Here is a 16,170-nt window from a genome sequence, read left to right on the forward strand (position 1 = left end):
ACTCAACCGGGAGGACCGGGCGGGCCGGCGATCATCTGGTAGATCCACACCGCGAAGCCGTAGCTGCCGACCACCGCCACGGCGAGAATCGGGAACAGCAGCACGCAGATGAACAGAAACAGCTTCAGCTCTTGTCGCTTGCGCACCGACGGCGCAACGCTGTCGGGGTCGCTCATGGCACTTTCCTCGCTGGGTGTGGGCCTGGCGGGGTGTGACAAACCACCGCATACCCCTGTCAGCCTAGCGAATTAAGCCCCCTATGCCAGTTGACGCAGATCAAGGTTTTGCGAAGCAAGCTTGAAACGCAGCGAGCCCGCCAAGGGGCGGGCTCGCAGTCGGGCATGATGGTAGCGATGAGAGTCAGGCGTCGGCGGCCTTGATCAGTGCGTCCAGCGCGGCCAGGTAGCCCTGGCTGCCGAGGCCGGCGATCACCCCGTCGGCGCGCAGAGAGACGTAGGAGTGGTGGCGGAAGCTCTCGCGCTTGTGGACGTTGGAGAGATGCACCTCGATGACCTTGCCGTCGAAGGCGTTGAGGGCGTCAAGGATCGCCACCGAGGTGTGGGTGAAGGCGGCAGGGTTGATGATGATCGCCGCGGTGCCGTCGAGCCTGGCGGCGTGGATGGCATCGATCAACGCGCCCTCGTGGTTGCTCTGCAGCGCCTTGACCTCCCAGCCGTTGAAGGCGGCCTTCTCGTACAGACTGTTGTTGATATCGTCGAGGGTCTCGTGGCCATAGATATCCGGCTCGCGAGTGCCCAGCAGGTTGAGGTTGGGGCCGTGCAGCACCAGTAGTTTATGCATCGTCTTTGGGTTCCCATCGGTGATGATCGAATTGACTAGCTTGAGTGCCTCAGCGCGGCTCTTCCGCCTCGCCCATCCAGCGCTGCCAGACGCGCCGCACCAGTTCGCGGTGCGCCGCCACCTCATCGGCATCGACGACCCGCTCGGCCTTGGTCAGCGCGGCGCGGTGGGTGGCGTGGCGGTAGGCCAGGTAGGCGTCGCGCAGCCCCTGGGCCTCGTCGGCGGGCAGCCGCTGGCAGGCCTCGAGGGTCTCCAGCAGGCGCATGTTGTCGCTCCAGCGCAGCAGCTCTGGAGCATCGGCGCTCATCGCCAGCACCGCGAACTGGCACAGGAACTCGATATCGACCATGCCGCCGGCGTCCTGCTTGAGGTCGAAGCGTCCGGCCTGGCGCGCGCTGGCCTTGCTGCCCAGATGCTCGCGCATCTTGTGGCGCATCTTGACCACCTCCTCGCGCAGCGAGGCGAGATCGCGCCGCGCGCCGAGGATCTCACTGCGCACCGCCTCGAAGCGTTCGCCGAGATGGCTGTCGCCAGCGACGACCCGGGCCCGCACCAGCGCCTGGTGCTCCCAGGTCCAGGCCTGGTGGCGCTGATAGTCGGCGAAGGCCTCCAGCGGCGTGACCAGCAACCCGGAATTGCCCGACGGCCGCAGCCGCATGTCGACCTCATACAGCGCCCCGGCCGGGGTCACCGCGGTGAGCAGGTGGATGATGCGCTGACCAAGGCGGGTGAAGAACACCGGGTTGTCGATCGGCCGCGGCCCGTCGGTGGTGCCCTGGGAGGCGGCGTCGTGGATGAACACCAGGTCGAGGTCCGAACCGTAGCCGAGTTCGATGCCGCCCAGCTTGCCATAGCCGACGATGATGAAGTCGGTGTCGCCGGGCACGCCGTCGCGCCGCGCCGGGCGGCCGTGCTTGCGGGTGAGGTGCTTCCAGGCCATCGCCAATACCTGCTCGAGGACCACCTCGGCGATGTAGGTGAGGAAGTCGCTGACCTTCATCAGCGCGCGGGCGCCGGCGATATCCGAGGCCGCCACGTGCAGCACCTGGGCGTGCTTGAAGATCCGCAGCGCCTCGAGCTGGGCCTCCTCGTCGTCTTCCGGGATGCGCCCCAGCGCCTGGCGCAGCTCGTCGGCGAGGTGCTGCTTGTCGGCCGGGGTGTAGAGGGTGGCCGGGGTCAGCAGCTCGTCGAGCAGGATCGGGTGGCGGGCGAGCTGCTCGGCGATCCACGGGCTCGCCGCGCACAGCCGCATCAAGTGGCTGAGGGCCTGAGGATTCTCGCGCAGCAGCGCCAGGTAGGCGGTACGCCGCAGCACCGCCTCGATCAGCGGCAGCACCCGCTCGAGCACCAGGTCCGGGGCCTCGCTGTCGGCCATCGCCGCGAGCAGCATCGGCATCAGCGCATCGAGGCGCTCGTAGCCGATGCGCTGCATGCTCTTCACCGCCCGCGACTCGCGCATCGCCGACAAGCGTTTGGCGGCTGAAGCGGCATCGTCAAAGCCTGCCTCGCTTAGCAGCGCCAGAATATCGTCGTCATCCATGACCCCGCGCCACAGGCCGCGCCACTCGTCCAGGTCGGGTTCGTCGTCGCCTTCGGCGGCGTCCTCCACTTCCTCTTCGGGGTCGGCGATCACCGCATCGAAGTGGCCGCGGATACGCTCGCGCACCTCGTCGAGGCGCGCAATCAGCGCCGGCCAGCCTTCCATGTCCAGCGCCAGGGCGACCCGCTCGCGCTCCTCGTCTTCTTCCGGCAGCGCCTGGGTCTGGCGATCCTCCAGCGCCTGGATGGCGTGCTCCAGGTCGCGCAGGAAGGCGTAGTCGGGCGCCAGCTCGTCGACCACTTCTTGGGGCAGCAGGCCCAGCGCCGGCAGGATCTGCATCGCCTGGCGCAGCGAGGTGACCTGCAGCTCGGTGTCGCGGCCGCCGCGGATCAGCTGGAAGGCCTGAACCACGAACTCGACTTCACGGATGCCGCCGCGACCGAGCTTGATGTTGTCGTCCATGCCCTTGCGGCGCACCTGGCGGTTGATCATGCCCTTCATTTCGCGCAGCGACTCGATGGCGCCGAAGTCGAGGTAGCGGCGGTAGACGAACGGCCTGAGGCTTGCCAGCAGCTCGTCGCCGGCCTGGCGGTCGCCGGCCACCGGGCGCGCCTTGAGCATGGCGTAGCGCTCCCACTCGCGGCCCTGATCCTGGTAGTAGCTGGAAAGCGAGCTGAAACTGCCGACCAGCGGGCCACCGTCGCCCAGCGGGCGCAGGCGCATATCGACGCGAAAGGCGAAGCCGTCGGCGGTCACGGCATCCAGCGCGCCGATCAGCTTCTGGCCGAGCTTGGTGAAGTACTCCTGGTGGTCGAGCTCGCGCTTGCCGCCCTGGGTGGTGCCCTTGTCGGGGAAAGCGAAGATCAGGTCGATATCCGACGACAGGTTGAGCTCGCCGGCGCCGAGCTTGCCCATGCCCAGCACCACCATGCGCTGCGGCTCGCCGTCACGCTCGGCCGGCAGCCCCCAGCGCTCGGCGTGGTGGGCCTCGAGCCAGCCCAGCGCGCCCTCGAGGCACACCTCGGCGAGCCGCGAGACGCTGGCCGCAGTGGCCCACATATCGATCCCCGGCGGGCGGGTCAGGTCGCGCCACACGATGCCCAGCATGCGCGCCCGACGAAAGCGCCGGATCACCCGCTGCATGGCCGCCTCGTCGTTGGCCTCCTGGAGCAGTTCGTCGAGCCAGGCGGCCTGGTCGTCGGCGCTGGGCGCCGCGTCGAGCTCATCGGCGGTGTCCAGCTGCATCAGCCAGTCGGGGTAGCGGGTCAGGGTCTCGGTGGCAAAATCGGAGATACACAGCACCCGCGCCAGCTGGCAACGGCGTGACTCGGACAGCGCCGCCCAGTTGGCCCCGGGCCCCTCCTGCTGCTGCATCTCGGCCAGGTTGTCGGCCTGGCTCAAGGCTTCGTCGAGGCGCTGGCTCAGCTGGTCGCGGCGTGTGTGCAGCGCCTTGGGCAGGTCGTCGCGGGGCAGGAAGTCATCGGGCAGCGCCATGGGGCTCTCGCAGTCAGCGGCAAATTGCCTTCAGCATAGCGAAGCCCGGCGGCTAGGGTCACCTATGATGCCTATGACAGCCGCTCGGACCCGATCCGGGGGCAGGCCAACGAGGGGGCGCTATAAACCATCCCTGGGCGCTACCGATGCCATCCATGGCATCGAAACCCCCTCTTAGACCTGCCCCCGGAGTCTCTGCGTCGGGGCAAATTCAGTGCCAGGGCTTACCCCATCAGGCGCTGGATGATCAGCAGCCCCCAGGTCAGGCCGGCGAACAGCAGCGCCAGCATCACCGCCGCCGAGCTGATGTCCTTGGCCCGGCCGGAGAGTTCGTGGTGCTCGGTGCCGATACGGTCGACCACGTTCTCGATGGCGCTGTTGAGCAACTCGACGATCAGCACCAGCAGGCAGCTGCCGATCAGCAGGATCCACTCCAGCGGCGTGCGGCCAATCCAGATCGCCAGCGGCAGCAGCACCAGACACAGCGCCACCTCCTGACGAAAGGCCGTCTCGTTGCGGTAGGCAGCCTTGAGGCCCTTGAGTGAATAGCGGGTCGAGTGCACCAGATGGCGCCAGCCGGTATGCCCAGGTTTCATCGTATCGCTCTTGCGGGTGGATCGACGCCGCCTCGGCGGCACGAGTGACGATAGTAGCAAAAAAACCACGCCTCCCCGGCGTGGGTCGCCAACGCGGCTCAGTGGGCGCGGATCATGGCATCGAGGTCTTCGGTCAGCGGATCGAGCACCTGGGTCCAGTTCAGCCAGGGCGTGCTCGAGGTGCCGTTGACCAGTGCCGTGAAGACGCCCCAGCGGCCGCTGTCGGTGCGGAAATAGCCGCCCACCGAGCGCACCGCAAAGGGCTGGTTGAGGGTGCCGGTCTTGAGCATCACGTTGTTCTGGAAGCGCTCGCCGCCACGGCGGATGAAGCGTGACGGGCCGTTGACCGGGGTCTGCATGCTGGCCAGCAGGTGCGGGAACAGCGCCGGCCGATGGTAGGCATACTCAAGCAGCGCGTTGACCCCCGCCGCCGAGGTGCGGTTGGTGGTGGTCAGGCCGCTGCCGCTGTGCAGCGTCAACGGGCCGTGCCCGGGAATCGCCGCGGCGTAGGCCTCGAGCGCCTGGGCGGCCTCTTCCAGCGACGTCTGCGGCGTCGGCACCAGCCCCAGGTTGAGCACGTCGGCCATGAAATTGTTGGAGTAGTTCATGGTCCGCAGCACCAGCTCCTGCAGCGGCTTGCCGTCCACTGCCGCCAGCCGGCGTGCGGCGCCGTTGGGCTCCACGCTGGTGGTGACATAGGGCACGCCGGCGGCGTCGCCGCCGACCTCGATACCCGCCTGGCCGAGCAGCGCCAGCAGCGTCTGGGCGGTCTGCCCGGCGGGGTCGGAGCTGGCTCGATAGACCTCGCGGGGGTGGGCATTGGCAGCGATCTGGCCGCGCAGGATCATGGTGTCACCACCGGCATCGGTGACGCGCTCGGCATTGAGCTCGGTGGCATTGCCGGCGGCCACGGTGGTGACCTGGTTGTTGATGCCGATCACCGGCTCCACGGTATCGCAGCTCACCACCCTCGCCGCCTCGCCGACGCTGGCACCGGGATGCACGTTCATGCACCAGCTGCCGTAGTTGACCCCCGCCGAGCTGAGCAGCGCGCTGTAGGTGTTGGCCGAGCGTTCGACGGTTTCGCAGCGGTCACGGGTCACGCACGCCACCGGGCCGAAGCGCCACTGACTGACCACCAGCTGGCCGTTGACGCCGCGTACGCCGTGCTGGCGCAGCAGCTGCACCAGCTTCCACAGCTCCTCGGAGACCAGCGCCGGGTCGCCGCCACCCTCTAAGATCAGGTCGCCCTGCAGGATGCCGTCGGCGTCGATCTCGCCGGCGCTCTTCAGCTCGCTGGTGAAGCGGTGCTGCGGTCCCCAGCGCTCCAGCGCCGCCGCCGCCAGGTAGATCTTCGACACCGAGGCCGGCGACAGCTGACGCTGTGGCTCGATGGCGCCCAGCAGTTCGCCGCCGCCATCCAGCAGCCGCGCCTCGGCGCTGATCAAGAACCCCTGCTCGGCCATGCGTTCGAGATTGGCAAAGCCGGCGGCCAGCGCCGGCAGCGCCAGCAGTGACAGCAACAGGCCCGCCAGCGGGGCAATAACGCGACGCAGCATGCGCGACTCCTGAATCAGTGGGCCGAAACCTTGGAAAACACCTGGATCACTACCACCCCGCCGACGATCATGGCCAGGCCCAGCAGCGCCGGTACGTCGGGCACTTCGCCATACAGCACGATGCCGATCAGCGTGACCAGCACGATGCCCAGGCCGGCCCAGAAGGCGTAGGCGATACCCACCGGCAGGGTGCGCAGCACCAGCGTCAACATATAGAACGCCGTGGCATAGCCCACCACCACCAGTACGCTGGGCCACAGCCGGGTGAACTCGTTGGATGCCTTGAGGGCACTGGTGGCGATCACTTCAGCGATGATCGCCAGCGCCAGAAAGAGATACGTCATGGCCTGCTCCTGCAAATCGGCACGCCAGTCTAGCGCTCGACGCCTGGCATGTCCCGCGGTACCAGGTCAGGCCGCCAGGCCAGCGAGGCCACGAGGCGCCACAGCGTCTGGCCGCTGGCGTGGTACTTGCGCTCGAACGGGGTGAGGGGCTCGCCACCGGGATCGAAGGCAGCGATCGTCGCCGTCACGCCAGTGGACTGATGCAGCGCCTGGCCGAACTCCTCGACATAGATCGCCCAATTCGAGCGCAGTTCCAACTGGCCGCCCAGCGCCAGCAGGTGCGGCAGCACCGGGTGGCCCTGCCAGCGCAGCTTGAGATGTACCGACTTGGGGTAGGGGTTGGGGTAGAGCAGATAGTGGTACTCCGGCCGCCAGCCCGCGGCCAGCGCCAGCCGCCAGAAATCGACCAGGTCGGCGCGCACCAGCCGGGCGTTGGCTGGCAGCGGGCCGTGGTCCCGCGATAGGCGATCGGCACTGCGGTCGATGCCCAGCACCGCATGTCCGGGGTGACGCTCGGCGAGCCGCCGGGTCGAGAGCCCCACGCCACAGCCGGCATCCAGCACCAGCGGCTTGCGCTGCTCGGCCAGCCAGGCCGCGGCAGCGTCGAATGCACCCCGGGTATGATCGGCGATCGGCTTGCGCCAGGGGTGCTCGAGGGCACGCTGCACGCGGCGCTGCAGATCATCGTGGGGCCCGCTCTGACGGGATTGGATACGGCGAGACTCGTCGGACATGGCAGCGCTAAGGTGAGGAATTCAGCGGCCATGGTAGCAGCCTGCCGATCCGCGCACAGGCCAATGGACGCGCAAAAAAACGGCGCATCCCGGAGGACGCGCCAACTACCAACTCGTATGACTCAAACAGCCGTATCATTCTAGCGCCGCAGCGCACCATTTTCAAACATTTGTTTTAACACCGCTCTGGCGCCCGCGCATGGCGGCGGCATGACGCCACGCCGACCCCGGTGCTATCATCGCGCCATTCGATAAAAAACGACTCGTAGACACCCACAGCACAACGAGGAACGCGGCTTGTCACAGTTACCGGTGATCGTCGGCATGGGCGGGGTCAACGCCGCCGGCAGAACCTCTGGCCATCAGGCCTACCGTCGCACGGTGCTTGCTGCCCTGCACAAGGATGACCAGGAACAGACCCTGCTGGGCCTGGCCGCCATGATGCGTCTCGCCCAGCCGAGTGAAGACGACACCTGGCAGGATGCCAGCGGTGAGCCGCTGGACGCAGCGGCGCTGGTCGACCGCTTCCGCCAGCGGGTCCTCGACCACACCCTGATCCGGCGCATCGAAGACCCACGCTTCAATGAGGACGGCATCCCGGCCAATCGCCAGGCCCAGCTGGCCCTCGACGCGCCGCTGACCTTTCGCGTGCGCCGCCGCCAGCTACCCGACGCGCTGCCCGAGACCTGGCAGGTGCGTGAGATCGACCGCCACCAGCTGGAGGTCAGCGTCCCCGCCGGCAATCTCGACGTGATGCTGCCCGAGCGGCGCCCGGCCCAGGTGCGTGCCGCCGGCCAGCTGCCCAGCGGCTTCGATCCCAGCCGCTTCTATCGCAGCGTGCACCACCCCCGCGGGCTGTCGATGAGCATCTTCGGCGCCTCCGACTGCCTCGGCCAGAGCGGCCTCGACTGGCAGTCGCTGCAGGACCGCCTGGATCCCGACGACATCGCGGTCTATGCAGGCAACTCCATCGGCCAGCTCGACGACCCGGGCTGGGGTGGGCTGCTCAAGAGCTTCGTGTCCGGCAATCGCGCCACGTCCAAGCAGATGCCGCTGGGTTACGGCCAGATGCCGGCCGACTTTCTCAACGCCTACGTGCTGGGCAGCGTCGGTGCCACCGGCGCCGCCCAGGGCGCCTGCGCGAGCTTTCTCTACAATCTGCGGCTGGGCGTCGACGACATCGCCAGCGGCCGCCGGCGGGTGGTGATGGTGGGTACCGCCGATGCGCCGATCACCCCCGAGATCATCGAGGGCTTCCGCGCCATGGGCGCGCTGGCCGATGACGACAGCCTCAAGGCCCTCGACGCCCTGGCGCTGCTGACCGACGCCGACTACCAGCGCGCCTGCCGGCCGTTCGCCCGCAACTGCGGCTTCACCATCGCCGAGGCCAGCCAGTTCGTGCTGCTGATGGACGACGCCCTGGCGCTGGAGACCGGCGCCCAGATTCTCGGCGCGGTGCCCGGCGTGTTCGTCAACGCCGACGGCTGGAAGCGCTCGATCTCGGCGCCGGGTATCGGCAACTACGTGACCCTGGGCAAGGCGGTGGCGCTGGCCAACGCCATGCTCGGCGAGCAGGCGGTGCGCGAGCGCAGCTTCCTGCACGCCCACGGCACCAGCACGCCCAAGAACCGGGTTACCGAGTCGCATGTGTTCGACCGCATCGCCGCGGCCAACGCCATCGACGACTGGCCGGTGGTTGCGGTCAAGGCCTTCGTCGGTCACTCCCAGGGCAGCGCCGCCGGCGACCAGCTGGCCAGCGCCCTGGGCAGCTTCGCCCACGGCTGGCTGCCGGGCATTCCCACCCTGGACGCGGTGGCCAGCGACGTTCACGCCGAGCGACTGCGTTTCTCCCGCGAGGCCCAGGCCTTCGACGCCGACGCCTGTTTCATCAATGCCAAGGGCTTCGGCGGCAACAACGCCACCGGCCTGGTACTGTCGCCGGCCGCCACCGAGCGGCTGCTTACCAAGCGCCACGGTGCGGCCGCGATGGACGCCTGGCGCACTCGCCGCGAGGCGACCCTGGCGATCAGCGCGACCTATGAACGACTTGCCGACCGTGGCCATTTCCGGGCACTGTACCGTTTCGGCGAGGGCGTGCTCGAAGGGCCTGAGCTGACCATCAGCGCCACGCAGATCGAGATCCCCGGCTATGCACGGCCGGTCTCGCTGGATGTCGACAACCCCTACGGTTCGCTCGACGACTGAGCGCCATCCATACACCGACTTCAGGGAAGCAGCGCTGGCATGAATATCGTGGTCTATCCCGGCACCTTCGACCCCATCACCAACGGCCACTACGACTTGATCGAACGCGCCGCCAAGATGTTCGACAAGGTGGTGATCGCGGTGGCGGCGAGCCCCGGCAAGCGCCCCACCCTTGACCTCGACACCCGCGTGGCGCTGGCCCGCACGGTGGTCGAACCGCTGCCCAACGTCGAGGTCACCGGCTTCGCCTGCCTGCTCACCGAGCTGCTCGAGCAGCAGGGTGCGCGGATCATCCTTCGCGGCCTGCGCGCGGTGTCGGACTTCGAGTACGAGCTGCAGCTGGCCAACATGAATCGCGCCCAGTCGCCCGGCGTGGAGAGCGTGTTTCTTACCCCGGCGGTGGAGAACTCCTATATCTCCTCGACCATCGTGCGCGAGATCGCTCGTCTGGGAGGCGATATATCCCAGCACGTGCATCCCACGGTCGTCGAGGCGCTCGACAGGCATTACAATACCTGAGTAACGTACTAAGATTTACGCTCAGCTCAGGCAATCCCGAGGTAGCCCCATGGCCCTGATGATCACCGACGAGTGCATCAACTGCGACGTCTGCGAACCCGAATGCCCCAACGGCGCCATCTCGCAGGGCGAGGAGATCTACGTCATCGACCCCGGCCTGTGCACCGAGTGCGTCGGCCATTTCGACGAACCGCAGTGCCAGCAGGTCTGCCCGGTGGACTGCATTCCCCTCGACCCGCAGCGCGAAGAGAGTCGCGCCGAGCTGATGGAGAAGTACCAGCGCATCACCGCCGCCTGAGACGCCTGGCAGTTTCTCCATTTCCGCAAGGACGCCAATGAGCTCCCCGTCGCCGCGCAGCGCCGACCGCCGCATCTGGCTGCTGGCCTGGCCGATCATACTCTCCAATATCACCGTGCCGCTGCTCGGCCTGGTGGATACCGCCGTGGTCGGCCACCTGCCCGACTCGCGCTACCTGGCCGCGGTGACCCTCGGCGCGACCCTGTTCAGCTTCCTCTACTGGGGCTTCGGCTTCCTGCGCATGGGCACCACCGGCCTGACTTCCCAGGCGGTGGGTCGCGAGAACGACAGCGAAGTACGCAACCTGCTCGGCCAGTCGCTGCTGATGGCCGGTGCCATCGGCGTGGCGTTGATCGTGTTTTCGACGCCGCTGATAGAGCTCGGCCTGTGGCTGCTCGATGGTAGCGAAGTGGCCACCGAGCTGGCCCGGGAGTATGCCCAGATCCGTATTCTCTCGGCGCCGGCGGTGCTCGCCAACTACGCCATCCTTGGCTGGTTCCTGGGCCAGCAGAATGCCCGGGTAACGCTGGCTATCCTGGTACTGACCAACAGCGTCAATATCGTGCTCGACCTGCTGTTCGTGGTCGGCCTGGGCATGACCAGCGACGGCGTGGCCTGGGCCACGGTGATTGCCGACTATACCGCGCTGGCCTTCGGCGGCTGGCTGGTGCTGCGTCAGCTGCGCCTGCTGGAGGGGCGCTTCCTGCGCCAGCGGCTGCTCAAGCTCGTCGCCTACCGCGAGCTGTTCCAGGTCAACAGCCATCTGTTCGTGCGTACCCTGGGTCTACTGTTCGCGATGGCCTTCTTTACCGCCCAGGGCGCCAGCCAGGGCGACACCGTGCTCGCCGCCAACGCCGTGCTGCTGCAGTTCATCATGCTCACCTCCTACGCCCTGGATGGCTTCGCCCACGCCGCCGAGGCGCTGGTCGGACGCTCGGTGGGGCGCCGCCGCTGGGACGAGTTCGCCACCGCGGTGCGCGCCGCGGCGCGCTTCTCGCTGTTCGCCGCCGGCGCGGCGTCGCTGGCCTTCCTGCTCGGCGGCCAGGCGCTGATCGCGCTGCTTACCGACCTCCCCGAGGTGCGCGCCACGGCGGCGCAATACCTGCCGTGGATGATCATCATGCCGCTGCTGGCGGTGTGGAGCTACCTGCTCGACGGGGTGTTCATCGGCGCCACCGCCAGCCGCGAAATGCGCAACAGCATCTTCATCGCCCTGGCCGTCTACCTGCCGGTATGGTGGCTGACCCAGGGCCTCGGCAACCACGGCCTGTGGCTGGCCTTCACGGTTTTCACCCTGGTGCGTTCGGCGACCCTCGGCGGCTACTACCTGTACTACCGGCGCCAGCGTTGGTGCGCCAGGAGTCTGTCAGGTTCCTAACGTTGACCCCAGAGCTATTACACAGGCAGCACCGCTCGAACTGATCCGGCGACAGGCCTGCAAGGAGGCGCTGTAAACCCATCCCTGGGCGCTACCTTGCGCCATCCATGGCACAAACCTCCTTTTCGTCCTGTCCCCGGCGTTCTTCACTAAGTTGCAACTGCGATAGCCCGAACGTTGACCCGGCCTAAGCTGCCAAGTCAGGCTGAATGGGCTAGCTTGGATCTACTCAACCAATAAAAGCGACCACGCCATGCTCAAGTTCCTGTCACGCCCCGCCGTCAGGTTGGTGGAGCGTTACCTGCCCGATCCCTATATCTTCGTGCTGCTGCTGACGCTGATCGCCGCCACCGCCGCCATCGCCGTGGAGCGCCAGACGCCGCTGGCGGTGCTGCGCTTCTGGGGTGACGGCTTCTGGGGGCTGCTGGCCTTCTCGATGCAGATGCTGCTGGTGCTGGTGACCGGCTTCATGCTGGCCAGCTCGCCGCCGGTCAAGCGCCTGCTTGAGCGACTGGCGGGCAAGGCCAATAACGCCGGCGGCGCGATCCTGCTGGTCACCGTGGTGTCGCTGGCCGCCAGCTGGATCAACTGGGGGTTCGGGCTGGTGGTCGGGGCGCTGTTCGCCAAGGAGCTGGCGCGCCAGATCCGCGTCGACTATCGGCTGCTGATCGCCAGCGCCTACTCGGGGTTCGTGGTGTGGCACGGCGGACTGGCCGGCTCGATCCCGCTGACCATTGCCACCGAGGGCCACTTCAGCGTCGAGCAGATCGGCGTGATCGGCACCGGCAGCACCATCTTCGCCTTCTTCAACCTGGCGATCGTGGCCTGCCTGTTCATCGCCGTACCGCTGGTCAACCGCATGATGCTGCCCGATGAAAAGGACAGCGTGTACATCGATGCCGCCCAGCTCGATGACACGCCGCCGGCGCGCAGCCGCATCACACGTCCCGCCGAGCGGCTCGAGAACAGCCAGGCGCTGGCCTGGCTGGTGGGCATTCCCGGGCTGATCTTCCTCGCCGATCACTTCCTGCTGCGCGGCGGCAGCCTCAACCTCAACATCGTCAACTTCCTGTTCTTGTTCCTGGCCATCGTCCTGCACCGTACTCCGCGGCGGCTACTCGACTGCCTGCACGAGGCGATCAAGGGCGGCGCCGGGATCGTCATCCAGTTCCCCTTCTACGCCGGCATCATGGCGATCATGGTCGAGTCGGGGCTGGCCCAGAGCATGTCCGAGGGGCTGGTGTCGTTTGCCACCGAGACTTCGCTGCCGTTCTGGTCATTCCTGAGTGCCGGCATCGTCAACCTGTTCGTGCCCTCCGGCGGAGGCCAGTGGGCGGTGCAGGCACCGGTGATGCTGCCTGCCGCCGAGGCGCTCGGCGCCGACGTCTCGCGGATCGCCATGGCGGTGGCCTGGGGCGATGCCTGGACCAACCTGCTGCAGCCGTTCTGGGCGCTGCCGGTGCTGGCCATCGCCGGGCTCAAGGCCAAGGACATCATGGGCTTCTGCCTGATCCAGCTGTTCGTCACCGGCGCGATCATCTCGGTGGGGCTGACCTGGTTCTAGGCCGACAGCCCGTCCGCTAGCAACGAAACGCCTTGTCCCCGTCTGGGGGCAAGGCGCTATGCTGTCAACACTGCTCATAAGGACACCCTCGATGGACGAACACGCCCTCTCCGGTCAGCATGAGCTCTCGATGACCGTGCTGATGACCCCCGACATGGCCAACTTCAGCGGCAAGGTCCACGGCGGGGCGATCCTCAAGAAGCTCGACGAGGTGGCCTACGCCTGCGCCAGCCGTTACTCGGGCAGCTATGTGGTGACACTGTCGGTGGACCAGGTGCTGTTCAAGCAGCCGATTCATGTCGGCGAGCTGGTCACCTTCCTGGCCATGGTCAATCACGTCGGCCGCTCGTCGATGGAGATCGGTATAAAAGTGGTGGCCGAGAACATCCGCGACAAGGTGATCCGCCATACCAACAGCTGCTACCTGACCATGGTGGCGGTGGACGAGGACGGCACGCCGGCCCTGGTGCCGCCGCTCAGGCTCGACACGCCGCTGCAGAAGCTGCGCTTCGACAAGGCTGCGCTGCGCAAGAAGCTGCGCAAGCAGGCCGAAGAGGAGGCCCGGCGCACCCACGCGCACCACTATGCGACCCAGCCGGCGACCCAGCCGGCGGGCCATACGCCGGGCTGATGCCCGCGCGTGCCCCCTAGGCGAAGGAGACGCCATGCCCGCACGACACGCCCTGAGCCCCGCCCTAGAGCGCCTGCACCTGGTGTGGGATGTGCTGATCATGCTGCTGGTGATCGCCAACCTGAGCCTGCTGCTGGTCGACGGGCTGTTTCTGCTCGACCCGCTGAATGCCGCCTTCGAGCGCCTGGCGCCGGGGCTTCACCAGGCCTACGACCAGCGTATCCACGCCAACTTCATCGCCATCGACCTGATGTTCGTGGCGGTGTTCGTCGCCGATGTCCTGCTCGGTTGGGCAGTGGCGATCATCGAGCGCCGCTATCACCGCTGGTTCTTCTACCCCTTTGTGCACTGGTACGACGTGCTCGGCTGCATCCCGGTGGGCGGCTTCCGGCTGCTGCGCGTGCTGCGCGTGGTCTCGCTGGTTCAGCGCCTGCACCGGCTGGGGCTGATCGATGTGCGCCAGTGGCAGCTCTACGCCTTCGTCGCCAAGTACTACGACATCCTGCTCGAGGAGCTTTCCGACCGCATTGCGCTGCGCCTGCTGGGCAATATCCAGCAGCAGGTGCAGGCCAGCGACTCGCTGTCGGGGCGGGTGATCGAGGAGGTGGTGATGCCGCGCAAGCAGGCGCTGGTCCATGAGATCACCCGCCGGCTGGAGGACATGGCCGGCAGCGCCTACCAGCGCAATCGCGGCGACCTGATGCGCTACGTCAGCGCGCTGGTCGGGCGTACGCTGGAGAACAGCCCGGAGATCCAGCGCCTGCGGCGCCTGCCGATGGGCCGCCAGCTCAGCGCGGCACTCGACGACACCCTCAGCGATATCGCCTGCCGACTGGTGGAAGAGGCCGCCAACGGGCTGCGCTCACCGGAGTTCGAGCAGCTGTTGGAGCGGGTTGCCGACAGCGGCCTGGAGGCCTGGCTCAAGGTCGACAGCCACAGCGACGCGGTAACCGAGAAGGTACTGGTGGATATGCTCGAGGTGCTCAAGGAGCAGGTCCGACGCCAGCGCTGGAAGGACCGCTACGACTAGGTAGATTTTCTCTATAACGTGGCGGGCGCCAGCGGCGGCGCCTCGAGCACCTCGAGCAGCGCCTGCAGGGCCTGGTCGAGGGCCTCGCGGGAGGCCGCCGCGCTCAAGCATAAGCGAATCGCCTGGGGCGCGGGCTCGCTGCCCACGCAGAACGGCTCGGCGCTGGTGACGCGTACGCCGCGGTTCGCCAAGGCGTCGACCAGTGCCGCGCTGCGCACGTCGTGGGGCAGGCGCAGCCACAGGTTGGCACCCAGCGGTTGCCCACTGATATCCCACCCGGCCAGCCGGCGGCGCGCCAATGCCTGGCGTGCCGCCAGCTCGTCGCACTGCCAGCGCAGCAGGGTCTCGGCGTCACCGCTGGCCAGCCACTGGCAGACCGCCTCGATCATCAGCGGCGGCACCATCCAGCTCTGCGCCCTGAGGCTCGCCGCCAGCCGCTCGCGCAGGCGTTCGGGGGCACGCAGGATACCGATTCGCAGCCCCCCGGCCAGCACCTTGGCGGTGCTGAACACGAACAGCGTACGCTCCGGGGCCAGCCGGTAGAGCGGCGTGCCGCGTGCCTCGGCGGGCAGATACTGCACGCCATCCTCGAGCAGCCAGATGTCATATTCGCGGGCCAGCGCCACCAGCCGCTGGCGGCGCGCCTCGCTGAGGCTGGCCCCGGTAGGGTTGTTCTGATCCGGGGTGACGTAGACCAGCCGCGGCGCCTGGCGCGCACACAGCCGTGCCAGCGCCTCGACGTCCATGCCGTCAGCGTCCATGGCAATGCCGTCGACCTTGAGATGCGCCTGCTGGGCGGCACCGATCAGCCCCGGGTAGGTCAGCGCATCGGCGGCCAGCCGCTCGCCAGGGCGCAGCAGCGTAGCCAGCGCCAGGCTGATGCCGTGCTGCCCGCCCTGGGTAATCAGCAGCTCCTCGGCGGGCAGCGCCATGCCCAGCGTGGCCAGCCAGTCGGCCAGCACCCGGCGCTGCTCGAACAGTCCCTCCGCGGCCTGGTACTCCACCGCCGCCTGCAGCAGCCGTGGCTGGCGCGCCATGCTGCTCAGCGCGCGGCCCAGCGCCTCGGCGCGCAGTGGATGCGGCGGCGGCAGGCTGAGACTGAGATCGATCAGGCCGGCATCGCACTCGGCGCCCGGGGTAGGAAAGGCCGGCGTTGCGGCAGCTCCGCGCACGTAGGTGCCGCTACCGACCCTGGCGACAAGCCAACCCTGACGCTCGGCCTCGGCGTAGCCGCGAGTCACGGTGCCTACCGTGACGCCCAGCGCATCGGCCAGGCGACGCTGCGGCGGCAGGCGTTCGCCGGTGGTGAGCTCGCCGTGCTCGATGGCCGTGGCGATGGCCTCGCTTAAGGCGCGATAGCGTGGTCCCTGCGCGGGGAGCTGTGGCACCCAGATTGTCATGGTGACAATAAATCCATTGACGTTAATTACTGCCAGATTATGCTGACAAAAGCGGCACAATCAAGCAGAAAAACTCA

At 67.6% G+C, this 16,170-nt stretch carries 15 protein-coding genes; 7 read left to right on the forward strand and 8 right to left on the reverse strand.

Annotation, left to right across the window (positions count from 1 at the left end; genetic code table 11):
- Nucleotides 1-2: 2 nt before the first annotated feature.
- The 7 genes from napE to trmB form a co-directional block, all read right to left on the reverse strand.
- Nucleotides 3-176 (reverse strand): periplasmic nitrate reductase, NapE protein, encoded by a 174-nt coding sequence (gene napE / locus QC821_RS08745; RefSeq protein WP_076749390.1) that lies wholly within the window; start codon nucleotides 174-176, stop codon nucleotides 3-5.
- Nucleotides 177-360: 184 nt separating this feature from the next.
- Nucleotides 361-801 carry a type II 3-dehydroquinate dehydratase gene (gene aroQ / locus QC821_RS08750; RefSeq protein WP_309719794.1) on the reverse strand — a complete coding sequence of 147 codons (441 nt, stop codon included), beginning with the start codon at nucleotides 799-801 and terminating at the stop codon, nucleotides 361-363.
- A gap of 49 nt (nucleotides 802-850) precedes the next feature.
- The gene (gene glnE / locus QC821_RS08755) at nucleotides 851-3,835 is read right to left on the reverse strand and encodes a bifunctional [glutamate--ammonia ligase]-adenylyl-L-tyrosine phosphorylase/[glutamate--ammonia-ligase] adenylyltransferase (protein ID WP_309719798.1); all 2,985 of its coding nucleotides are present in this window, start codon (nucleotides 3,833-3,835) and stop codon (nucleotides 851-853) included.
- 224 nt (nucleotides 3,836-4,059) lie between these two features.
- Nucleotides 4,060-4,431, reverse strand: a complete 372-nt coding sequence (locus QC821_RS08760) for a diacylglycerol kinase (RefSeq protein WP_309719802.1) — start codon at nucleotides 4,429-4,431, stop codon at nucleotides 4,060-4,062.
- A gap of 98 nt (nucleotides 4,432-4,529) precedes the next feature.
- Nucleotides 4,530-5,990, reverse strand: coding sequence for a D-alanyl-D-alanine carboxypeptidase/D-alanyl-D-alanine endopeptidase (dacB, locus tag QC821_RS08765; protein ID WP_309719805.1), 1,461 nt, complete (start codon nucleotides 5,988-5,990; stop codon nucleotides 4,530-4,532).
- A 14-nt stretch (nucleotides 5,991-6,004) separates the two neighbouring features.
- On the reverse strand, nucleotides 6,005-6,334 hold the full coding sequence (locus QC821_RS08770; RefSeq protein ID WP_095622697.1) for a DMT family transporter: 330 nt from the start codon (nucleotides 6,332-6,334) through the stop codon (nucleotides 6,005-6,007).
- Between the two features lie 29 nt (nucleotides 6,335-6,363).
- On the reverse strand, nucleotides 6,364-7,068 hold the full coding sequence (trmB, locus tag QC821_RS08775) for a tRNA (guanine(46)-N(7))-methyltransferase TrmB (RefSeq protein ID WP_309719810.1): 705 nt from the start codon (nucleotides 7,066-7,068) through the stop codon (nucleotides 6,364-6,366).
- 324 nt (nucleotides 7,069-7,392) lie between these two features.
- On the opposite strand from trmB, the gene QC821_RS08780 reads away from it, so the two are divergent.
- The 7 genes from QC821_RS08780 (at nucleotide 7,393) to QC821_RS08810 (ending at nucleotide 14,693) form a co-directional block, all read left to right on the forward strand.
- Entirely contained in the window at nucleotides 7,393-9,273 is a 1,881-nt protein-coding gene (locus QC821_RS08780; RefSeq protein ID WP_309719936.1) for a beta-ketoacyl synthase, read from the forward strand.
- Nucleotides 9,274-9,312: 39 nt separating this feature from the next.
- On the forward strand, nucleotides 9,313-9,792 hold the full coding sequence (gene coaD, locus QC821_RS08785) for a pantetheine-phosphate adenylyltransferase (protein WP_095622699.1): 480 nt from the start codon (nucleotides 9,313-9,315) through the stop codon (nucleotides 9,790-9,792).
- 49 nt (nucleotides 9,793-9,841) lie between these two features.
- A complete protein-coding gene (locus QC821_RS08790; RefSeq protein ID WP_095622700.1) occupies nucleotides 9,842-10,090 on the forward strand; it encodes a YfhL family 4Fe-4S dicluster ferredoxin in 249 nt (82 codons plus the stop codon).
- Between the two features lie 37 nt (nucleotides 10,091-10,127).
- Nucleotides 10,128-11,468, forward strand: a complete 1,341-nt coding sequence (locus QC821_RS08795) for an MATE family efflux transporter (RefSeq protein ID WP_309719817.1) — start codon at nucleotides 10,128-10,130, stop codon at nucleotides 11,466-11,468.
- A gap of 253 nt (nucleotides 11,469-11,721) precedes the next feature.
- On the forward strand, nucleotides 11,722-13,032 hold the full coding sequence (locus QC821_RS08800) for a short-chain fatty acid transporter (protein ID WP_309719819.1): 1,311 nt from the start codon (nucleotides 11,722-11,724) through the stop codon (nucleotides 13,030-13,032).
- 91 nt (nucleotides 13,033-13,123) lie between these two features.
- A complete protein-coding gene (locus QC821_RS08805; protein WP_309719821.1) occupies nucleotides 13,124-13,663 on the forward strand; it encodes an acyl-CoA thioesterase in 540 nt (179 codons plus the stop codon).
- 34 nt (nucleotides 13,664-13,697) lie between these two features.
- A complete protein-coding gene (locus QC821_RS08810; RefSeq protein ID WP_309719823.1) occupies nucleotides 13,698-14,693 on the forward strand; it encodes an ion transporter in 996 nt (331 codons plus the stop codon).
- An 11-nt stretch (nucleotides 14,694-14,704) separates the two neighbouring features.
- Here QC821_RS08810 and QC821_RS08815 read toward each other — a convergent pair whose 3' ends face one another.
- Complete coding sequence (locus QC821_RS08815; protein WP_309719825.1) at nucleotides 14,705-16,093, reverse strand: aminotransferase-like domain-containing protein; 1,389 nt, start codon at nucleotides 16,091-16,093, stop codon at nucleotides 14,705-14,707.
- Between the last annotated feature and the right edge of the window lie 77 nt (nucleotides 16,094-16,170).

This window comes from Franzmannia qiaohouensis (assembly GCF_031451695.1).
GTDB lineage: Bacteria > Pseudomonadota > Gammaproteobacteria > Pseudomonadales > Halomonadaceae > Franzmannia > Franzmannia qiaohouensis.

Bases quoted from the DNA above. Each gene is read 5' to 3' on its own strand.
- QC821_RS08770 (WP_095622697.1), bottom strand. From the start codon at position 6,334: ATGACGTATCTCTTTCTGGCGCTGGCGATCATCGCTGAAGTGATCGCC.
- QC821_RS08815 (WP_309719825.1), bottom strand. From the start codon at position 16,093: ATGACAATCTGGGTGCCACAGCTCCCCGCGCAGGGACCACGCTATCGC.
- QC821_RS08760 (WP_309719802.1), bottom strand. From the start codon at position 4,431: ATGAAACCTGGGCATACCGGCTGGCGCCATCTGGTGCACTCGACCCGC.
- napE (WP_076749390.1), bottom strand. From the start codon at position 176: ATGAGCGACCCCGACAGCGTTGCGCCGTCGGTGCGCAAGCGACAAGAG.
- QC821_RS08780 (WP_309719936.1), top strand. From the start codon at position 7,393: ATGGGCGGGGTCAACGCCGCCGGCAGAACCTCTGGCCATCAGGCCTAC.
- trmB (WP_309719810.1), bottom strand. From the start codon at position 7,068: ATGTCCGACGAGTCTCGCCGTATCCAATCCCGTCAGAGCGGGCCCCAC.
- QC821_RS08805 (WP_309719821.1), top strand. From the start codon at position 13,124: ATGGACGAACACGCCCTCTCCGGTCAGCATGAGCTCTCGATGACCGTG.
- dacB (WP_309719805.1), bottom strand. From the start codon at position 5,990: ATGCTGCGTCGCGTTATTGCCCCGCTGGCGGGCCTGTTGCTGTCACTG.
- glnE (WP_309719798.1), bottom strand. From the start codon at position 3,835: ATGGCGCTGCCCGATGACTTCCTGCCCCGCGACGACCTGCCCAAGGCG.
- coaD (WP_095622699.1), top strand. From the start codon at position 9,313: ATGAATATCGTGGTCTATCCCGGCACCTTCGACCCCATCACCAACGGC.
- QC821_RS08810 (WP_309719823.1), top strand. From the start codon at position 13,698: ATGCCCGCACGACACGCCCTGAGCCCCGCCCTAGAGCGCCTGCACCTG.
- QC821_RS08800 (WP_309719819.1), top strand. From the start codon at position 11,722: ATGCTCAAGTTCCTGTCACGCCCCGCCGTCAGGTTGGTGGAGCGTTAC.
- QC821_RS08795 (WP_309719817.1), top strand. From the start codon at position 10,128: ATGAGCTCCCCGTCGCCGCGCAGCGCCGACCGCCGCATCTGGCTGCTG.
- aroQ (WP_309719794.1), bottom strand. From the start codon at position 801: ATGCATAAACTACTGGTGCTGCACGGCCCCAACCTCAACCTGCTGGGC.
- QC821_RS08790 (WP_095622700.1), top strand. From the start codon at position 9,842: ATGGCCCTGATGATCACCGACGAGTGCATCAACTGCGACGTCTGCGAA.